Source organism: Leisingera sp. SA215 (assembly GCF_055902035.1).
Genome location: NZ_JBVVXU010000026.1, coordinates 1 through 19,668, shown reverse-complemented (window position 1 = coordinate 19,668; position 19,668 = coordinate 1). Strand labels below are relative to the sequence as shown.

Annotated in this window: 8 protein-coding genes, 2 tRNA genes and 3 rRNA genes; 2 read left to right on the top strand and 11 right to left on the bottom strand. The window is 61.5% G+C overall.

Annotated elements, in window-relative coordinates; translation table 11 throughout:
* Positions 1–109: 109 nt before the first annotated feature.
* The 5 genes from AC0KW6_RS19450 to AC0KW6_RS19430 form a co-directional block, all read right to left on the bottom strand.
* The gene (locus AC0KW6_RS19450) at positions 110–2,617 is read right to left on the bottom strand and encodes a GcvT family protein (protein WP_323783538.1); all 2,508 of its coding nucleotides are present in this window, start codon (positions 2,615–2,617) and stop codon (positions 110–112) included.
* Positions 2,618–2,840: 223 nt separating this feature from the next.
* Positions 2,841–3,182, bottom strand: a complete 342-nt coding sequence (locus tag AC0KW6_RS19445) for a hypothetical protein (RefSeq protein ID WP_474035767.1) — start codon at positions 3,180–3,182, stop codon at positions 2,841–2,843.
* Positions 3,183–3,721: 539 nt separating this feature from the next.
* Entirely contained in the window at positions 3,722–5,125 is a 1,404-nt protein-coding gene (locus tag AC0KW6_RS19440; RefSeq protein ID WP_474035765.1) for an FAD-binding oxidoreductase, read from the bottom strand.
* 131 nt (positions 5,126–5,256) lie between these two features.
* The gene (gene ggt / locus AC0KW6_RS19435; protein WP_474035764.1) at positions 5,257–7,035 is read right to left on the bottom strand and encodes a gamma-glutamyltransferase; all 1,779 of its coding nucleotides are present in this window, start codon (positions 7,033–7,035) and stop codon (positions 5,257–5,259) included.
* Positions 7,036–7,076: 41 nt separating this feature from the next.
* Positions 7,077–8,063: a 2-hydroxyacid dehydrogenase gene (locus AC0KW6_RS19430; protein WP_474035763.1), complete on the bottom strand. Its 987-nt coding sequence runs from the start codon at positions 8,061–8,063 to the stop codon at positions 7,077–7,079.
* Between the two features lie 208 nt (positions 8,064–8,271).
* On the opposite strand from AC0KW6_RS19430, the gene AC0KW6_RS19425 reads away from it, so the two are divergent.
* Complete coding sequence (locus AC0KW6_RS19425; RefSeq protein ID WP_474035794.1) at positions 8,272–8,769, top strand: SH3 domain-containing protein; 498 nt, start codon at positions 8,272–8,274, stop codon at positions 8,767–8,769.
* Positions 8,770–9,077: 308 nt separating this feature from the next.
* Complete coding sequence (locus AC0KW6_RS19420; protein WP_474035793.1) at positions 9,078–11,291, top strand: NADP-dependent isocitrate dehydrogenase; 2,214 nt, start codon at positions 9,078–9,080, stop codon at positions 11,289–11,291.
* An 83-nt stretch (positions 11,292–11,374) separates the two neighbouring features.
* On the opposite strand, the gene AC0KW6_RS19415 is transcribed toward AC0KW6_RS19420, so the two are convergent.
* The 6 genes from AC0KW6_RS19415 to AC0KW6_RS19390 all read right to left on the bottom strand — a co-directional run bounded on the left by AC0KW6_RS19415 (position 11,375) and on the right by AC0KW6_RS19390 (position 19,151).
* A complete protein-coding gene (locus AC0KW6_RS19415) occupies positions 11,375–13,276 on the bottom strand; it encodes a methyl-accepting chemotaxis protein (RefSeq protein ID WP_323784058.1) in 1,902 nt (633 codons plus the stop codon).
* A 399-nt stretch (positions 13,277–13,675) separates the two neighbouring features.
* Positions 13,676–13,790, bottom strand: a 5S ribosomal RNA gene (rrf, locus tag AC0KW6_RS19410).
* Between the two features lie 211 nt (positions 13,791–14,001).
* Positions 14,002–16,843, bottom strand: a 23S ribosomal RNA gene (locus AC0KW6_RS19405).
* A gap of 411 nt (positions 16,844–17,254) precedes the next feature.
* Positions 17,255–17,330, bottom strand: a tRNA-Ala gene (locus tag AC0KW6_RS19400).
* A gap of 20 nt (positions 17,331–17,350) precedes the next feature.
* Positions 17,351–17,427 (bottom strand) — tRNA-Ile (locus AC0KW6_RS19395).
* 259 nt (positions 17,428–17,686) lie between these two features.
* A 16S ribosomal RNA gene (locus AC0KW6_RS19390) occupies positions 17,687–19,151 on the bottom strand.
* Together the 16S, 23S and 5S rRNA genes with 2 tRNA genes alongside form the textbook arrangement of a ribosomal RNA operon.
* Between the last annotated feature and the right edge of the window lie 517 nt (positions 19,152–19,668).

Sequence of the window (19,668 nt, the reverse complement as noted above, 5' to 3'; positions counted from 1 at the left end):
CAGAAATGCCTGTATTTCACAGACGGGTTAAGGCAGCCCGGCCAGTGTCCCACCACGCGGAATGCGTCAGCACAAAGACCGGGTTTTTTTTTAACTTCTCCGTCAGGCCTTAGCCGTTCTGGCGGATGGTCTCGTTCTTCGGGTCATAGGGGCTGTCGCAGGTGACGACCGCATCCCACAGCTTGTCCTGGATCTTGACCTTCAGCTTGGTCCCTTCGACCGCCAGCTCGGGCTTTACATAGCCCATGCCGATGGATTTCTCGAAGGCCACCGAATAACCGCCCGAGGTCAGGCGGCCCGCACGGGTGCCGTCTTCGGCGTACAGCGCCTCGCGGCCCCAGGGATCAGCGTCTTCCGGACCGTCGATCAGCAGGGTGCAGCATTTCACCCGCACACCGGTCTCGATCAGCTTGTCCTTGCCGTGGAAGTCTTTTTCCAGGTCGACAAAGCGCGGCAGGTCGGCTTCCAGCGGGGTCGCGTCGCGGCCCAGCTCGTTGCCGAAGGCACGGTAGGATTTCTCCTGGCGCAGCCAGTTCTGGGCGCGCGCGCCGACCAGCTTCATGCCATGCTTTTCACCGGCTTTTTCCAGCAGATCAAAGAGGTAGTTCTGCATCTCCATCGGGTGGTGCAGTTCCCAGCCCAGCTCACCGGTGTAGGCCACGCGGATCGCATTGACCGGGCACATGCCCAGTTCGATCTGACGGGCCGACAGCCAGGGGAACCGCTTGTTGGACAGCGCGGTTTCCGGATCGGCATCAACGATGATCTCTTTCAGCACGTCGCGCGATTTCGGTCCGGCAATGGCAAACACGCCCCACTGGGTGGTCACGTCCTGCAGCTCGATACGGCCGAACTCGGCTTCCTTGTCCGCGATCGCCTTCTTCAGGAAGTCGGCGTCGTATTCGGTCCAGGCGCCCGCCGACACCAGGTAATACTCGTCGTCCTTCAGGCGGACGATGGTGTATTCGGTGCGGGTGGTGCCGGCAACGGTCAGCGCATAGGTCAGGTTGATACGGCCGACCTTCGGCAGTTTGTTGCAGGTGAACCAGTCCAGGAACTGGGTTGCGCCGGGGCCTTTGACGATATGCTTGGTAAAGGCGGTTGCATCCACCAGGCCAACGCCTTCGCGGATGGCTTTTGCCTCGTCGACAGCGTGCTGCCACCAGCCGCCGCGGCGGAAGGAGCGGGCTTCCTCGTCAAAATTGTCAGCTGCGTCCAGCGGACCGAAGTAGTTCGGACGTTCCCAGCCGTTGACCCAGCCGAACTGTGCGCCGCGGGCCTTCTGGCGGTCAAATGCCGGGGCGGTGCGCAGCGGACGGGCTGCCGGGCGCTCTTCGTCCGGGTGGTGCAGAATATAGACGTGCTCATAGCACTCTTCGTTCTTGCGCGCCGCGAACTCGGTGGTCATCCAGTTGGAGGAATAGCGTTTCGGGTCGAGCGACGCCATGTCGATTTCGGCCTCGCCGTCCACCATCATCTGCGCCAGGTAGTAGCCGGTGCCGCCCGCGGCGGTGATGCCGAAGGAGAAGCCTTCCGCCAGCCACATGTTGCGCAGGCCCGGTGCCGGGCCGACCAGCGGGTTGCCGTCGGGGGTGTAGCAGATCGGGCCGTTGAAGTCGTCCTTGAGGCCGCTCTCGGCGCAGGAGGGCACCCGTTCGGCCATCGCCATGTACTGATCGGCGATCCGGTCCAGATCAAGCGGGAACAGGTCAGCACGGAAGCTGTCCGGCACACCGTGTTCGAACCGCGCGGGGGCGCCGCGCTCATAAATACCGAGGATCCAGCCGCCGCGCTCTTCGCGGGCATAGGATTCATTGTCGGCGTCGCGGACAACCGGGTGCTCGGGGTTGCCGGCCTCGCGCCATTTGACCAGCTCGGGGTCCTTGTCCATGACGATGAAGGTGTGCTCGACCGGGATCGCGGGCATCTTGATGCCCAGCATCTTGGCGGTGCGCTGCGCGTGGTTGCCCGATGCGGTCACCACATGCTCGGCGGTGATCACCACCTTCTCGTCGCTCTCAACCAGGTTGCCGCCCTTTTCCACCATCTTGGTGCAGGTGACTTCCCAGTGGGTGCCGGTCCAGTGGAATTCATCGGCCTGCAGCTTGCGGACGATCTCGACGCCGCGCTGACGGGCGCCCTTGGCCATCGCCTGGGTCACGTCGGCGGGGTTAATATAGCCGTCCTCGGTGTGGTAGATCGCCCCCTTCAGGTCGGAGGTTTCGATCAGCGGCCAGCGTGCCTTGATCTCATCCGGGGTCAACCATTCATAGGGCACATCGCAGGTTTCCGCGATGGAGGCATAGAGCATGTATTCATCCATGCGCTCCTGGGTCTGGGCCATCCGCAGGTTGCCGACCACGGCGAAACCTGCGTTCAGGCCGGTTTCCTCTTCCAGGGTCTTGTAGAAATCGACCGAGTACTTGTGGATGTGGGTGGTCGCATAGGACATGTTGAACAGCGGCAGAAGGCCGGCTGCGTGCCAGGTCGAGCCGGAGGTCAGCTCGTCACGCTCGATCAGCATGACGTCTTCCCAGCCGGCCTTGGCCAGGTGATAGGCAATCGAGGTGCCAACGGCGCCGCCGCCGACAACAAGTGCTTTGACTTGGGTTTTCATTCTCCGGCTCTCCAGCTTTATGAGATTCTTGGATGCGGTTATGCCCGCGCATTGAAATCCGCGCAAAATCCATCCGACGCTAAAGCATCCAAAACCGACCTTGCGCGCCGCAGCCTATCGGATTTTACCGCAGCCCTGCCGGAAAGGGTGTTTTTCTGTGCCGCGAAAAGGGCAGCGGCGCCTTCGCCCCCAGCGGTTCCTTGCTCAGGCCGCTTCGGGGCCGTCAGCAGTCCGCGACATTGCCGCGGCGGATGCAGACCGGCTGAGGCGCGTCCTCGCTGTTCTGCGCCTCTGCAACCTGCTCGCGGCCCGATATAAGGCTGTTGCCATAGCTGGCCGTCCCGCCCAGGATTGTCTGGCCGCCGCCGGCTGCAACGGCGGCGAGGCTGGTTGCCTCCTTGGCGGCACGGGCGCGGGTAAAGCGGTCCTGCAGGATGGTGCCGTAGTCGGTGGCGCTGAGATCGCCCCAATTCAGCCCCGCGTCCCGGGTCTGGATGTAGTAATCATAGCCGATCACCGCCTGGGTGCTGAACACCAGGATGCCCATTGCCTTTTTCAGTCCCATGCCGGTCTCCGGTTCCACGAAATGCTGCGGCTTCATCCCAAATCAGGAGCCGGCGCAGAATTGCGGCAGCTTTCCGGCATTTCGGCGAAAACTGCCGTGCACGTGCCGCTGCCCGGCCAGGGCCGCTGCCCTGCCGGTTGCTGCTGCATTCTGCCGGTGCTTATCCCTGGGTGCTGTCTGATGCCATGACCGTCAGCAGTAAGGAGTGGCGGCGCCGCCAAGGAGGCGGGACGGGAGCTTCCTCCCGCACACTGAACGTCGTTTCTGCGTGCCCTTGCCAAAGGGCCCTGTTCCAAAGTGCCGGGGGTGTCAGTCCCGGCGGTGACCGCGATCAAGAGAAAGAGTGGCATATGGGGTTTAAAATGCGGTGACAGGGGCGTACGCCGGAGGCGCAACGCTCTGAGGTCGCGTCCGGGCGCAGCCGTTGTGCAGTGAGTATTTCTGAAAAGATGAAGCGCCGGTGCGTGCCTCTTCATCTTTTCAGAAATACTCAAATCCCGCCGCCGGCCCAGTGCGGGCCGCTGGCGGGCGTTTGCGGATCACATCTCCAGAATCTTGCCCGGGTTCATGATGTTGTCCGGATCCAATGCGGCCTTGACCGCCGCCATGTAACGGGTGGTCTCGCCCAGTTCCTTTTGCAGATAGGGCCGTTTGCCCTGGCCGATGCCGTGTTCGCCGGTACAGGTGCCGTCCATCGAGATCGCCAGATCGTTGAGCCAGCCGACAAACTCATCCGCCTTCTGCCGCTCATTGCCGCTATCCATATCGATCAGCAGCAGCGCGTGAAAGTTGCCGTCGCCCACATGGCCGACGATCGGCGCCATCAGCCCCATGCCTTCGGCCTTGTCGCGCGCGGCGCCGACGCATTCGGCCAGACGCGAGATCGGCACGCAAACATCGGTGGAGATCCCCTTGGCGCCGGGGCGCAGTTGCAGGCTGGCCCAATACATGTCGTGCCGCGCCTGCCACAGCTTGTTGCGCTCCTCGGCCGTCGAGGTTGCGGCGATGTCGAAACCGCCGAATTCCTCAGCGATGGAGGCAAACATATCACTCTGTTCCACCACACCCGCATCGGAGCCGTGGAATTCCAGCAGCAGCAGCGGGTTTTCCGGCAGGTCGAGGCCGGAATAGGCATTGGCTGCCCGCACGCTGAGCGCATCCAGAAGTTCGATCCGGGCAACAGGTATACCGTATTGGATCGTCATCATCACCGCGCGGCAGGCGTCGTCCACACTGTGGAAGGAGCAGCGGGCGGAGCGCACCGCCTCGGGGATGCCCTGCAGTTTCAGGGTCAGCCCGGTGATCAGGCCCAGGGTGCCCTCGGAGCCGACCAGAAGGCGCGTCATGTCATAGCCGGCCGAGGATTTCTTGGCCCGCTGCGCGGTGCGGATCACACCGCCGTCGGCCATCACCGCTTCCAGTGCCAGAACGTTATCCTTCATGGTGCCGTAACGCACTGCATTGGTTCCCGACGCCCGGGTGGCGGCCATGCCGCCGAGCGAGGCATTGGCGCCGGGGTCGATCGGAAAGAACAGGCCCTGATCGCGCAGGTAAGTGTTGAGCTGCTCGCGGGTGACGCCGGGCTGCACCACCACGTCGAGGTCTTCGGCATGGACGGCGATGATCCTGTCCATCCGCATCATGTCGATGCAGATACCGCCGGCGGGGGCGTTCACATGGCCCTCCAGCGAGGTGCCGGTGCCGTACGGGATGACCGGCACGCCGTGCTCGGCGCAGACCTTGACGATCTCGGCAACCTGTTCGGTGGAGGTCGGGAAGGCCACCGCATCCGGCGCCTGGTTGGTGATCCAAGTGGTGGTGTGGCCGTGCTGCTCGCAAATGGCCTGGCCGGTTTGCAGCTGGTCGCCGAACCGCTGTTTCAGCGTCTCGACGGCGGCGGCGATCCCGGCTTCGTTGCGCGGCAGTGAGGTGGCTTGCACCATGGCAGATCTCCTTGGGGTCGGGGCACAGAGCCCGGAACTTCACCAGTTAACCTACGCCCGGCACCTGCAGTTCTTCAATACCCAGTAGCCGGTAGAAACCCGTAACCCGGCCCGGCAGCCGGGCGGAGGCTTTATCCACCCAGTGCTATCCCCTCCCGGCGCGGATCCGCTGCCCCCTTCAGCCCGTCTCCGATCTCAATCGCGTGCAGGCCGGAGGTCAGATCGCGGATATTGACCTCATAGCCCAAATCCGTCAGCGCCCCCGCCAGCCCCTCGGCGCTGGTGCCTGCCTCCAGATCATAGGTGCCGAACCGGTTGACCAGATGCGGCAGCGCCAGCGCCGCCTGGATATCCAGCCCCCAGTCGGACCAAGCCACAATGGATTTCGCAACATAGCCGATGATCCGGCTGCCGCCGGGGGAGCCGATGGCCAGCACCGGCTTGCCGTCCTTCAGTATAATGGTCGGCGCCATCGAGGAGCGCGGCCGCTTGCCCGGCTCCAGCCGGTTGGCGATGGGCACGCCGTCCGCATGGGTGCGGAAGGAAAAATCCGTCAGCTCGTTGTTCAACAGGAACCCGCCCGCCATCAGCCGCGAGCCAAAGGCGTTTTCGATTGTCGTGGTCATCGACAGCACGTTGCCAAAGCTGTCGACGATGGAGATATGCGAGGTCGAGGGCAGCTCGATCGACTCGTCATCCGCCAGCAGCAGCGCGTGATCGAATTCCGGCGCCCCCGGCGCCACCTCGGGCAATGCATCATCGCCCTGCAGCAGCCCGGCCCGGGTGGCGAGATAATCCGCCGCCACCAGCCCGTGGCTGGGCACCGGCACAAAATCCGCGTCGGCCATATAACGGCCCCGGTCGGCAAAGGCGAGGCGCGAGGCATCGCCGATCAACCGCCAGGCCTCGGCGCTTTCGGCCCCCAGTTCCGCCAGATCATAGGAATTCAGCATCCCCAGAATTTGCCCCACGGTCAGCGCCCCCGAGGACGGCGGCCCCATGCCGCAGGCCTCGAAATCGCGGTAGGCGGCGCAGACCGCCGGACGTTCCTTAACCTGGTAGAGTGCCAGATCCGCGACGGCCAGCACCCCCGGGTTGCCTTCGGCAGCGGTCACGGCCCGGACGATCTCTGCCGCGATGGGACCGGCGTAGAACGCGCCTGCCCCGCCCTGGGCCAGCGCCCGCAAGGTGGCGGCATAGTCCGGGTTCAGGAGGGCCGCGCCCTCGGCAATCGGGTCACCGCCCGGCAGAAAGTAATCCGCTGTGGCCGGGAAGCGCGCCAGCCGTTCGGCGTCGCCCGCCACCAGCGAGGCCAGCCGCGGCGAGACGGCAAAGCCTTCCTCCGCCAGCCGGATGGCCGGCTCGAACAGCGACGGCCAGTTGGCGCGGCCCCAGCGGCGGTGCGCCGCCTCCAGCAGGGCCGGGGTGCCGGGCGTGCCGACCGACAGACCGCCGACCACCGCATCAAAGAATTTCAACGGTTCGCCGCTTTCATCCTGGAACAGGGTCGGCGTGGCGGCCAGCGGCGCGGTTTCACGCCCGTCCAGCGTGGTCAGCTCGCCGGTGGCGGCGTCATACCAGACCAGGAACGCGCCGCCGCCGAGGCCCGAGGATTGCGGCTCCACCAGCCCCAGAACGGTCTGCACCGCCACCATCGCGTCCGCCGCAGTGCCGCCTGCGCGCAGCACGGCGGCGCCGGCTTCAACAGCGTGCGGATTGGCAGCAGCGACCATCCAGTTTTCCGCTTCCACAGGCCGGCCTGCCGATTTGGCCTCCAGCGCGGCAGCCACCTCCGCCGAAAGCGCCTGAAACGTGCCGGCGGTTGCCGCTTCGGGCGCAACGGCGTCAGCGGCGTCCTGCGCGGCGGCACTGCCGGCGCAGACGATACAGGCCAGAACCAAGTGCTTCATGGAAAAGTCCTTTCTCGGATTCCGGCCCGGCGTGCGGGCGCTTACAGCATCGACGGCACCACCTGGTCCGGCGGACGATGGCCGTCCTCGAAAGTCTTGATATTGAGCAGCACCTTCTCGCCCATCTCGATCCGGCCCTCGATGGTGGCGGAGCCCATATGCGGCAGCAGCACCACATTGGGCAGCTCGCGCAGGCGCGGGTTGATGTCGGTGCCGTGTTCATAAACATCGAGCCCCGCGCCGGCGATCTCACCGGCGCGCAGCATCCGGGTCAGCGCGTGCTCGTCGATGACCTCGCCGCGCGAGGTGTTCACGATCACCGCCGAGGGCTTCATCAGCTTCAGGCGGCGGGCATTCATCAGGTGGAAGGTTGAAGGGGTCGACGGGCAGTTGATCGACAGCACATCCATCCGCGCCGCCATCTGATCAAGGCTTTCCCAATAGGTGGCTTCCAGCGTCTCTTCGATCTCGGGACGCAGCCGGCGGCGGTTGTGGTAATGGATTTGCATGCCAAAGGCGGCGGCGCGCCTGGCCACGGCCTGGCCGATCCGGCCCATGCCGAGAATGCCCAGCCGCCGCCCGGCAATCCGCCCGCCCAAAAGCGCTGTCGGCGCCCAGCCCTGCCAGTCGCCCTTCTGCATCACGGCCAGCCCTTCGGGCATGCGCCGCACCACCGCCATGATCAGCGCCATGGCCATGTCGGCAGTATCGTCGGTCAGCACCCCGGGCGTGTTGGACACCAGGATGCCGCGCTGACGCGCAGTGGCCACATCAATATGGTCGACCCCGGCACCGTAGTTGGCGATCAGCCGCAGCCGCTCCCCCGCCTGGCCCAAAATCCCTGCGTCAATGGTATCGGTGACAGTCGGCACCAGCACATCGGCATTTTTCACTGCCGCGGCCAGCTCGGCCCGGGTCATCGGCGCGTCATCCTCGCGCAGGCGGACATCAAACAGCTCGCTCAGCCGGGTTTCCACAGGCTCCGGCAACCGTCGCGTAACAACAACACTCAGTCGGTCTCTTGGCACTTGCGCTCTCCCTTGGGCTTTTCAATCCGCACGCCTCCATGGCATCGTGGCGCAGGACGCGGACGGGCACAAGAACCCAAGCGCAACTCCCTTGCTGCTGGCCGGAATTTTCACGGGCGCAGCAGGAAAACGGGCAAAAGACCGGAACAGGACGCTGGGCCTGGTCCGGCTGGGCAAGAAGAGGCGGCAGACAGTGAAAAAAGCGGCAATGGCATTGCGCCATCTGGCAGCGGCAGCGGTATCCCTGGCGATGGCGGGGACCGTATGCGCCGCCGAATCCCGCGGCCCCGTCACCAATCTGCCGCTGCCGCGCTATGTCTCGATGAAGGCCGCCGAGGGCAATGTGCGCCGCGGCCCGTCGCTGACCCACAAGATCGACTGGGTGTTCAAACGCCGCGGCATGCCGCTGGAGATCACCGCGGAATACGGCCACTGGCGCCGGGTGCAGGACCGCGAGGGGGCCGGCGGCTGGGTGCATTACGCCTTGCTGTCGGGCGTGCGCACGGTGCTGATCGAAGAGGACATGCTGACCGTGCATTCCCGGCCGGACAGCCGCGCGCCGGTGACCGCCGCCTTCGAGCTGGGCGTGGTCGCCCGGCTGGGCGAGTGCGAAACCAGCTGGTGCGAAATCTCGGCAGGCGGCTACAGCGGCTGGGCGCCGAAGAAAAAGCTCTGGGGCGTCGCCCCGGACGAACTGCGCGAGTGATCCCCTGCCGCGATGTTCATCTTTCCGGAAATACTCCGGGGTGAATTGGGCCATCGGCCCAAGAGGGGCAGCGCCCCTCTGTTGCGTCCCCAGGCCCGGCCGCGGCAATCCGCGCGGGGCGCCGGATGCGCCAAACCATTGCACCCGCAGCAATCGTGTTCTACATGGGGGCCATCCCATTGGCTGCCAGGCCGGGGTCCGCCCATTTTCAGGGCACCGCCGCGGCAGCTCCGGACTACCCGAACCTGGCGCGGCCTGTCTGCGCTGACGTCACAAAAGCCTCCGAGATCGCTGAAAGGTTGTGGAACATGGCAGAAAATCAAACCCCGGACATATTGTATACCATTGTAGACGAAGCGCCCGAGCTGGCCTCGGCATCCTTCCTGCCGATCATCCGCAAGTTCGCCGCGGCCGCCGGTGTCTCTGTCGGCACCAAGGACATTTCACTGGCCGGCCGCCTCATTGCAGCTTTCCCGGAGAACCTGACCGAAGACCAGCGCCAGAGCGATGATCTGGCCGAGCTGGGCCAACTGGTGAAAACCCCGGACGCCAATGTCATCAAGCTGCCCAACGTCTCCGCCTCGGTGCCGCAGCTGGTTGCCGCTGTCACCGAATTGCAAGCTCAGGGCTATGCCATTCCGGACTACCCCGCAGAGCCGGCGACGGACGCCGAAAAAGAGATCCGCGCCCGCTATGACGCGATCAAGGGCTCGGCGGTGAACCCGGTCCTGCGCGAGGGCAACTCCGACCGCCGCGCCGCCAAGGCGGTGAAGAACTATGCCCGGAAGAACCCGCATTCGATGGGCAGCTGGTCGGCCGGCAGCAAGACCAAAGTGTCGTCGATGCCGGGCGACGACTTCTATGCAAACGAAAAATCTGCGACCATCACCGCCGCGCAGGCAGGGGACGCGAAGATCGAATTTGTCGCCAAGGACGGCTCCGTCACCGTTCTGAAAGACGCCTGGACGCTGGAAGAGGGCACCGTGGCCGATGCCACCTTCCTGTCCGCCAAGGCGCTGGCCGCCTTTCTGGCCGAGGCCATCGCGGACACCAAGGCCGACGGCACCATGTTCTCGCTGCACATGAAGGCGACGATGATGAAGGTCTCCGACCCGATTATCTTCGGCCACGCGGTGAAGGCCTGGCTGGCGCCAGTGTTTGAAAAATTCGGCCCCCAGATGGAGGCCCTGGGCGTCAACCCGAATTCCGGCATGGGCGACCTGCTGAACCGGGTGAAGGACAACCCGGAGATCATGGCCGAAATCGATGCCGTGCGGGCCAAGCGGCCGGACATGTATATGGTGGACAGCGACAAGGGCATCACCAACCTGCATGTGCCGTCCGATGTGATCATCGACGCTTCGATGCCCGCGGTAATCCGCGCCGGCGGCAAGGGCTGGGACCAGAACGGCAACAAGGGCGACACCAACTGCGTGATCCCCGACCGCTGCTATGCCACGGTCTATGACGAGACCATCAATTTTTTCAAAGCCAATGGCGCGCTGGACGTGACCACCGCCGGTGCCGTCGCCAACGTCGGCCTGATGGCGCAGAAGGCCGAGGAATACGGCTCCCACCCGACCACGTTCGAAGCGCCCGCAGATGGCACCATCCGGGTGATTCTGGCAAACGGCGGAACGCTGCATTCGCACGACGTCGAGGCGGGTGACATCTGGCGGGCCTGCACTGTCAAGAAGGCACCGATCGAGAACTGGATCGAGCTGGCGATGGACCGCCAGCGCCTGACCGGCTCCGAGGCGATCTTCTGGCTGGACGCAAACCGTGCCCATGACGCCGAGCTGATCAACTATGTGAAACCGGCGCTGGAAGCGGCGGGCGTTGCGGACAAGTTCCTGATCCTGGCGCCGCGCGAGGCAACCCGCCAGTCGCTGGAAACGATCACCGCGGGCAACGACAGCATCGCCATCACCGGCAACGTGCTGCGCGATTATCTGACCGACCTGTTCCCGATCCTGGAGCTGGGCACCTCGGCCAAGATGCTGTCGATCGTCAAGCTGATGCAGGGCGGCGGGCTGTTTGAAACCGGTGCCGGCGGGTCTGCTCCGAAACATGTGCAGCAGCTGGTTGAGGAAAACCACCTGCGCTGGGATTCGATGGGTGAATTCTGCGCCCTGGGGGAAAGCCTGAACTTCCTGGCCGACGCCAAGGGCAACGCCAAGGCCGGCGTGCTGGGCGCTGCGGCCGAAGACGCCACCCAAGGTATTCTCGACCACAACCGCTCTCCCAGCCGCAAAGTCGGCGAGCCGGACAACCGCGACAGCCACTATTGGTTTGCCCGCTACTGGGCCGAAGCTCTGGCGGCCCAAACCGGGGATGCGGAGCTGGCGGCGCATTTTGCCCCGATCGCTGAAGAGCTGGCGGCCAAGGAGGCGCAGATCCTGGCCGAGCTGGCCGCAGCCCAGGGCCAGGCGGCAGACATTGGCGGCTACTACCGCCCGAGTGCAGCGCTGAAGGCCAAGGTGATGCGCCCCTCGGCAACGCTGAATGCGATCATTGGCTGATCTTTCCGGACAGTCCGCAATAAATAACGCCCGGGGAAATCCCCGGGCGTTTTCTGTTTGCCTGTGACGGGTTCGCAGACGGATCAGAAGTCCTGCCACAGCTTCTTGGCTGCACTGCCGCCGGCCGCGGCAACAGGCTGCGGGGCAGGCTGCGGCGCGGTCTCCATGTTCCAGTCAGCGCTGCCGTGGGCGGTTTGCGCCGGTGCCCTGGCCGCCTGGGCCGGAGCTGCCGCAATGCCGCCGCCGGGGATTTTGAAATGCGCCACCAGATCGCTGAGCTTGGTGGCGTCGGTCTTCAGCAAATGGCCGGCCGCAGTGGCCTGTTCCACCATGGCAGCATTCTGCTGGGTGACCTGATCCAGCTGGGTGACACCGGTGTTGATCTCATGCAGGCCGGTGGATTGCTCGGCGGCGCCTTCGGCAATGCCGGAGACCAGCTGCGAGATATGGCTGACCTGCGAAACGATGCTTTGCAGCGCTTCGCCCGCCTTGCCGACCAGATCCACGCCGCGGGCGACCTGACCGGAACTGTTGCCGATCAGGGTCTTGATCTCCATCGCCGCGTCCGAAGACCGCTGCGCCAGCGCCCGCACCTCGGAGGCGACCACCGCAAAGCCGCGGCCCGCTTCGCCAGCGCGGGCGGCCTCCACCCCGGCGTTCAGCGCCAGGAGATTGGTCTGAAAGGCGATATCGTCGATTACCGAAATGATCTGCGAGATTTGCGCCGAAGATTCCTCGATCTCGGTCATCGCGGCGACGGCGCTTTGCACCACTTCGCCGCTGGTGCGGGCTTCGCCCTTGGCGTCTTCCATGGTGGCCTCGACGCTGCGGGCACCCTCAGCTGCCGATTTGACCGAAGCGGTCAGCTCATCCAGGGCGGCAGCGGTTTCTTCCAGAGTCGCGGCCTGGCTTTCGGTGCGGTGCGACAGGTCATCCGAAGCCTGGCTGATTTCAGCCGCACCGCTGCGGATGCTGCTGGCCGCGGCAATCACCTGTTCCACGGTCGCGCTGAGGTTCTGCGCGGTGGTGTTGAAGTCCTGGCGCAGCTGCTCGTAATCCTCCGGGAAGGAACCGGTGATCTGCGCGGTCAGGTCCCCCTGCGACAGGGCTGACAGTTTGCTGCTGAGCACACTCACGACATTGCTGCGCTTTTCATTGCGTTGCTGCTCGGCCCGCTCCAGATCCTTCTGGCGGATCAGTGCCTGGCGGAACACATCAAGGCTTTGGGCAATCTCGCCCAGTTCGCTGCGCGCAGTGGCATGGGGGATTTCGCTGTCTGTGTCGCCATCGGCCAGTGTCTGCATACGGGATTTGAGGCCATTCAGCGGACCGGTGACGCTGCGGGTGATGAAATAAGCAGCAATCGACAACGCCACCAGGCTGATGCCCAGAAGGATCAGCGCCTCATTGCGCATCCGTGCAACGTCAGCCTCGATATCCGAGACATAGGCGCCGGTGCCGACGATCCAGCCCCAGGGTTCATAGGCCTGCACATAGCCGATCTTGGCCTCGATCACCTCGGAGTCCGGTTTCTTGAAGTAATATGTAAGCTCCCCTGCCCCTTTGGCGGCAGCGATCTTCTCCAGCTCCCGGAACACTTTGATACCGGTCACATCCTCATAGGCGCCCTGGTTGGTGCCGTTCCAGGCGGGCACGGTCGGATGCGCCTGCACCACCAGGTCGTGGTCAAAGACAAACACGTAACCCGAATCGCCAAAGCGCAGCGCCGTCAGGCGCTCGCGGCCGATATCACGGGCTTGTTCTTCGGTGAAGCGGCCGTCTTTGACACCTTCCTCCAGATCGCGCAGCAGGCTGACCGCAGTGTCCGTGACGTTGTGCAGCTCAGTATAGCGCATTTCATAGGCGTTTTTCACGGATTGCGACAGCAGCAGGAACGTCAGCACAGCCGTCAGGCTGAGAGCCAGCGCCGCCAGCGCATAGATCCGGACAGGCAGACGGTACAGAAAATCGGGAAGTCGGGGCATCAGTGCGGAACCTTCATTGCGTGAATGTTGCCTGCAGGTTTAAACCGCACCCTCTAACAATTCCCTAGCCGGATGCAGATTTCCACCGCTTTCAGCAAGCTTCACGCCGCAAACCGGAAAGGCAAAGACCCGCCCTCCCCCTGGCGCCCACTCCGTTTCCGCTCCGGGATGCTTGCGGCAAAGCCGCGATCCAGTACGTTAGGCGCGCTGTTGAATCTGTGGCCGCTGCCGGGTGTTGCCGCCGGCCATTGCCCCCGGGCCAATGGCGCTGGGGGATTGCGGCGAAAGCCTGTTTCCGGCCTGTTTTTTTGAACTGCCGAACGCAATACCGCCGCTGGCGTTATGCGCAGCGGCGGTTTTGTGTATAAGCATCGTTGCGAGAGATTTGGATTTTACTAGGTTTGGCGGTGACCTACTCTCCCAGGGCTTGAGCCCAAGTACCATCGGCGCGGCAGTGCTTAACTTCCGGGTTCGGGAAGGGACCGGGTGTTTCACTTGCGCTGTAGCCACCAAACCGAGAAAAATCCAACAAGCCTGCGGCTTGTGGATGTTTCTCGGTCAGCGGCAGGCAGCGTGTTTGCGAAGCAAACATGCGTTGCCGCACCTGAGCTATGTCACATGACATATCCACAAGGGCAGGCGTTACAATCAAGGTTGTCCAAGTGTTTGTTATTTGGGATGTGTTTGCTTGTTTGGTGTTTCCGTAACACTGTCTGTTACTGGATCAAATCAAGCCTATCGGGCGATTAGTACCGGTCAACTGAATGCATTGCTGCACTTACATCTCCGGCCTATCGGCGTGGTGGTCTTCCACGGCCCTCAGGGATACCTTGTTTTGAGGGGGGCTTCCCGCTTAGATGCCTTCAGCGGTTATCCTGTCCGAACATAGCTACCCTGCACTGCTGCTGGCGCAACAACAGGTCCACCAGTGGTTCGTTCACCCCGGTCCTCTCGTACTAGGGGCAACTCCTCTCAAGTATCCTACACCCACGGCAGATAGGGACCGAACTGTCTCACGACGTTCTAAACCCAGCTCACGTACCTCTTTAAACGGCGAACAGCCGTACCCTTGGGACCTGCTCCAGCCCCAGGATGAGATGAGCCGACATCGAGGTGCCAAACACTGCCGTCGATATGGACTCTTGGGCAGTATCAGCCTGTTATCCCCGGCGTACCTTTTATCCGTTGAGCGATGGCCCTTCCACTCGGGACCACCGGATCACTATGGCCGACTTTCGTCTCTGCTCGACTTGTCAGTCTCGCAGTCAGGCTGGCTTCTGCCATTGCACTCAACGAGCGATTTCCGACCGCTCTGAGCCAACCTTCGCGCGCCTCCGTTACTCTTTAGGAGGCGACCGCCCCAGTCAAACTACCCGCCACGCAGGGTCCCGGATCCGGATAACGGACCGCGGTTAGATATCAAGAGTGCGAAGGGTGGTATCTCAAGGGAGGCTCCGCCGCGACTTGCGTCACGGTTTCGATGCCTACCACCTATCCTGCACATCACAATCCTGATACCAGTGCGAAGCTGTAGTAAAGGTGCACGGGGTCTTTCCGTCTAACCGCGGGAAGCCTGCATCTTGACAGGCAATTCAATTTCGCTGAGTCGATGTTGGAGACAGCGGGGAAGTCGTTACGCCATTCGTGCAGGTCGGAACTTACCCGACAAGGAATTTCGCTACCTTAGGACCGTTATAGTTACGGCCGCCGTTTACCTGGGCTTCAATTCGGAGCTCTCACCCCTCCTTTTAACCTTCAGGCACCGGGCAGGCGTCAGACCCTATACGTCGCCTTGCGGCTTCGCAGAGCCCTGTGTTTTTAATAAACAGTCGCCACCCCCTGGTTTGTGCCCCCGGATTCCACTTGCGTAGGACCCGGGCCTCCTTCTCGCGAACTTACGGAGGTATTTTGCCGAGTTCCTTCAACATCGTTCTCTCAAGCGCCTTGGTATTCTCTACCAGTCCACCTGTGTCGGTTTAGGGTACGGTCTGACGGAGGGCTATTTCCAGGGACTGATCAGCAGCCCATTCAATCCGATAAGGATGAACTACCTTCACAATCCGTCACATCCTCCTGGCCCACGAATATTAACGTGGTTCCCATCGCCTACGCCTTTCGGCCTCGGCTTAGGGGCCGGCTTACCCTGCTCAGATTAGCTTTAAGCAGGAACCCTTGGACTTTCGGCGAGAGTGTCTCTCACACTCTTTGTCGCTACTCATGTCATCATTCTCACTAGTGATCTCTCCACGGGATCGCTCACGCGCCCGCTTCATCGAAAGCCTCTCTCCTCCAATGCTCCCGAAGGAACTAAGGAGGAATGAGACTATGTCACACTACGCTCTGCTACCATGCACGATGTGCATCCTCGGCTTCGGCTCATGGCTTGAGCCCCGTTACATCTTCGCCGCAAGACATCTTGATTAGACCAGTGAGCTGTTACGCTATCTTTAAAGGATGGCTGCTTCTAAGCCAACCTCCTGGTTGTTTTGGACGTCTCACCTGCTTTCCCACTTAGCCATGAATTGGGGGCCTTAGCCGGAGGTCAGGGTTGTTTCCCTCTCCACGACGGACGTTAGCATCCGCCGTGTGTCTGCCATCCAGTACTCCCGGGTATTCGGAGTTTGGTTAGGATCAGTAAGCCTGTGGGGCCCCATTACCCATCCAGTGCTCTACCCCCCGGGGTATTCGGATGACGCTCTACCTAAATAGATTTCGCAGAGAACCAGCTATCTCCGAGTTTGATTGGCCTTTCACCCCTAGGCACAGCTCATCCCGATCCTTTTCAACGGATGTGGGTTCGGTCCTCCAGTGCGTGTTACCGCACCTTCAACCTGGCCATGCCTAGATCACTCGGTTTCGGGTCTGATCCCACGAACTCATGCGCCCTATTAAGACTCGCTTTCGCTGCGCCTACACCTAACGGTTTAAGCTTGCTCGTGAGACCAAGTCGATGACCCATTATACAAAAGGTACGCTGTCAGCCCTCAAGGGGCCTCCAACTGATTGTAGGCGTTCGGTTTCAGGTACTGTTTCACTCCCCTCGCCGGGGTGCTTTTCACCTTTCCCTCACGGTACTGGTTCGCTATCGGTCAGTAAGGAGTACTTAGCCTTCGGAGGTGGTCCTCCGATCTTCGAACAGGATTTCACGTGTCCCGCCCTACTTAATACGTCCCTCAGAGCTTAGAATACGGGGCTGTCACCCGCTATGGCCATGGTTCCCAACATGTTCTTCTCACTCATCAGGCTCGGCTGGTCCGCGTTCGCTCGCCGCTACTAACGGAGTCTCTATTGATGTCCTTTCCTCCGGGTACTTAGATGTTTCAGTTCCCCGGGTTTGCTCTTATAGACCTATGTATTCAGTCCATAAGTACCTGGTTAAGCCCATTATAAGCAGCCATCCGGAATGAACCGGCGGCTATTATAACAAACTTTCAGGTGGGTTCCCCCATTCAGAGATCTTGGGATCAAAGCCTATTCCCGGCTCCCCCAAGCTTATCGCAGGGTATCACGTCTTTCATCGCCTCTTACTGCCAAGGCATCCACCAAACGCCCTTCTCGCGCTTGATTTGATCCAGAAAGAGAAAGTGTTACCTTTCAGGGCACCGGAAGCTGGTAACGAACCGGCGCCGCTATTTCTGAACCAAAAAGCAAACTATCCCGCTCCCGGCCACTGATGCGACCAGGAACTTGTTGCATGATCCTCGGATCATGCGGGTTAGTGTACTTGACTTGGACAACACTGTCTTTTCAATCAGGCAGACTTCAGGACGTCTGAGGAAACATGACGTATTCTGAAGCTCGCATCCCGTCCCGAAGGACAGTCAGCACCTGACTGAGACCGGTCCCTCACTCGGGCGGCCAACAGTCTTGTTGATTGTATCTCTCTTTACGATGTCAATTTTCGTCTGAAGAACAGACGTTCAAACAGTCATCAACTGCTTGAAGATATGTTCTTCCTTGCGGCGCCCCCGCGGGCGGTGGTGGAGCCTAGGAGGATCGAACTCCTGACCTCCTGAATGCAAATCAGGCGCTCTCCCAGCTGAGCTAAGGCCCCAAATATACCCCGAGGGATAATGGTGGGTCGAGGAGGACTTGAACCTCCGACCTCACGCTTATCAGGCGTGCGCTCTAACCACCTGAGCTACCGACCCAGGTTTTCGTTTCGCTCTGCAAAACAAAACCGGTGTGCGACAGGGTATTGCAAGGCAATGCCCGAGAGCAGCACTCAGTGGTTATGTCACCGGACAGCTGCCAGTAACGGCTGCTGCCGCGTGTGTTCCTGAAGAGATATGAGGACGGTCCGGTCCGGAGGGCATCTTGCGATGCCCCGATGCGGGCAGCTTTGATTGCTGCCCATGCTAAGTGATGCACGATCAGGAGCAAGCTCCATGATGCCAGCATCATCCTTAGAAAGGAGGTGATCCAGCCGCAGGTTCCCCTACGGCTACCTTGTTACGACTTCACCCCAGTCGCTGATCCTACCGTGGCCGCCTGCCTCCCCGAAGGGTTAGCGCAGCGTCGTCGGGTAGAACCAACTCCCATGGTGTGACGGGCGGTGTGTACAAGGCCCGGGAACGTATTCACCGCGTCATGCTGTTACGCGATTACTAGCGATTCCGACTTCATGGGGTCGAGTTGCAGACCCCAATCCGAACTGAGACAGTTTTTTGGGATTAACCCATTGTCACTGCCATTGTAGCACGTGTGTAGCCCAACCCGTAAGGGCCATGAGGACTTGACGTCATCCACACCTTCCTCCCGCTTATCACGGGCAGTTTCCCTAGAGTGCCCAGCTTGACCTGCTGGCAACTAAGGATGTGGGTTGCGCTCGTTGCCGGACTTAACCGAACATCTCACGACACGAGCTGACGACAGCCATGCAGCACCTGTCACTCGGTCACCGAAGTGAAAACCAGATCTCTCTGGCGGGCCGAGGATGTCAAGGGTTGGTAAGGTTCTGCGCGTTGCTTCGAATTAAACCACATGCTCCACCGCTTGTGCGGGCCCCCGTCAATTCCTTTGAGTTTTAATCTTGCGACCGTACTCCCCAGGCGGAATGCTTAATCCGTTAGGTGTGTCACCGAATAGCATGCTACCCGACGACTGGCATTCATCGTTTACGGTGTGGACTACCAGGGTATCTAATCCTGTTTGCTCCCCACACTTTCGCACCTCAGCGTCAGTATCGAGCCAGTGAGCCGCCTTCGCCACTGGTGTTCCTCCGAATATCTACGAATTTCACCTCTACACTCGGAATTCCACTCACCTCTCTCGAACTCAAGACCAGGAGTTTAAGAGGCAGTTCCAGGGTTGAGCCCTGGGATTTCACCCCTTACTTTCTGGTCCGCCTACGCGCGCTTTACGCCCAGTAATTCCGAACAACGCTAACCCCCTCCGTATTACCGCGGCTGCTGGCACGGAGTTAGCCGGGGTTTCTTTACCAGATACTGTCATTATCATCTCTGGCGAAAGAGCTTTACGACCCTAAGGCCTTCATCACTCACGCGGCATGGCTGGATCAGGCTTGCGCCCATTGTCCAAGATTCCCCACTGCTGCCTCCCGTAGGAGTCTGGGCCGTGTCTCAGTCCCAGTGTTGCTGATCATCCTCTAAAACCAGCTATAGATCGTAGACTTGGTAGGCCGTTACCCCACCAACTATCTAATCTAACGCGGGCCGATCCTTCTCCGATAAATCTTTCCCCCGAAGGGCGTATAAGGTATTACTCACCGTTTCCAGTGGCTATTCCTTAGAGAAGGGCACGTTCCCACGCGTTACTAACCCGTCCGCCGCTCACCCCGAAGGGCGCGCTCGACTTGCATGTGTTAGGCCTGCCGCCAGCGTTCGTTCTGAGCCAGGATCAAACTCTCAAGTTGAAACGCCGTTGCCAGCGTATCCTTGACGTTCGAACCTCTGCACATCACTGGTTGCTTTAACAAAGCCGCCAAACACGGGGGTTTGACACGCCTTGCGATCCGACCCGGCTAGGAACCGGAACTGCAACCAATCATTCTCTGTCTGTTGTGCTTGGTTTCAAAAGAAACCGAAGCCGAACAAGACAGTGAAGCTGACACTCAATCATCGGAAGCGAACCCCCTATGAGCGTTGACATACAGACGCTGATCCATCGAAATGAACCAAACCGCCCGCATATCTCTTCAGTTATCCATCAATGTCAAAGAGCAAACATCCCGAGGTCAAAAACAGGACCGATGCGCCAGTTCCCCAGCGCGCCCGCCTGCCATATCCTGCAAAATGCCCCGGTCTCTCCCGGGTGTCCTGCCGTCTCTCCGGCCCGTCCCGGCGTCTCTCCGCCGTGTCTCCCGTCCGTTCCTGCGTCGCCGCCGCCCCGTCCGGTGTGTCCCGCTGCGCCTCAGCGCCGCCGGTGAGGGG

What these genes read in the sequence shown, in the direction of transcription:
- AC0KW6_RS19425 (WP_474035794.1), top strand. Translation starts at nt 8,272, where the DNA reads ATGGCATTGCGCCATCTGGCAGCGGCAGCGGTATCCCTGGCGATGGCG.
- AC0KW6_RS19440 (WP_474035765.1), bottom strand. Translation starts at nt 5,125, where the DNA reads ATGGTGCAAGCCACCTCACTGCCGCGCAACGAAGCCGGGATCGCCGCC.
- AC0KW6_RS19450 (WP_323783538.1), bottom strand. Translation starts at nt 2,617, where the DNA reads ATGAAAACCCAAGTCAAAGCACTTGTTGTCGGCGGCGGCGCCGTTGGC.
- AC0KW6_RS19420 (WP_474035793.1), top strand. Translation starts at nt 9,078, where the DNA reads ATGGCAGAAAATCAAACCCCGGACATATTGTATACCATTGTAGACGAA.
- AC0KW6_RS19445 (WP_474035767.1), bottom strand. Translation starts at nt 3,182, where the DNA reads ATGGGACTGAAAAAGGCAATGGGCATCCTGGTGTTCAGCACCCAGGCG.
- ggt (WP_474035764.1), bottom strand. Translation starts at nt 7,035, where the DNA reads ATGAAGCACTTGGTTCTGGCCTGTATCGTCTGCGCCGGCAGTGCCGCC.
- AC0KW6_RS19415 (WP_323784058.1), bottom strand. Translation starts at nt 13,276, where the DNA reads ATGCCCCGACTTCCCGATTTTCTGTACCGTCTGCCTGTCCGGATCTAT.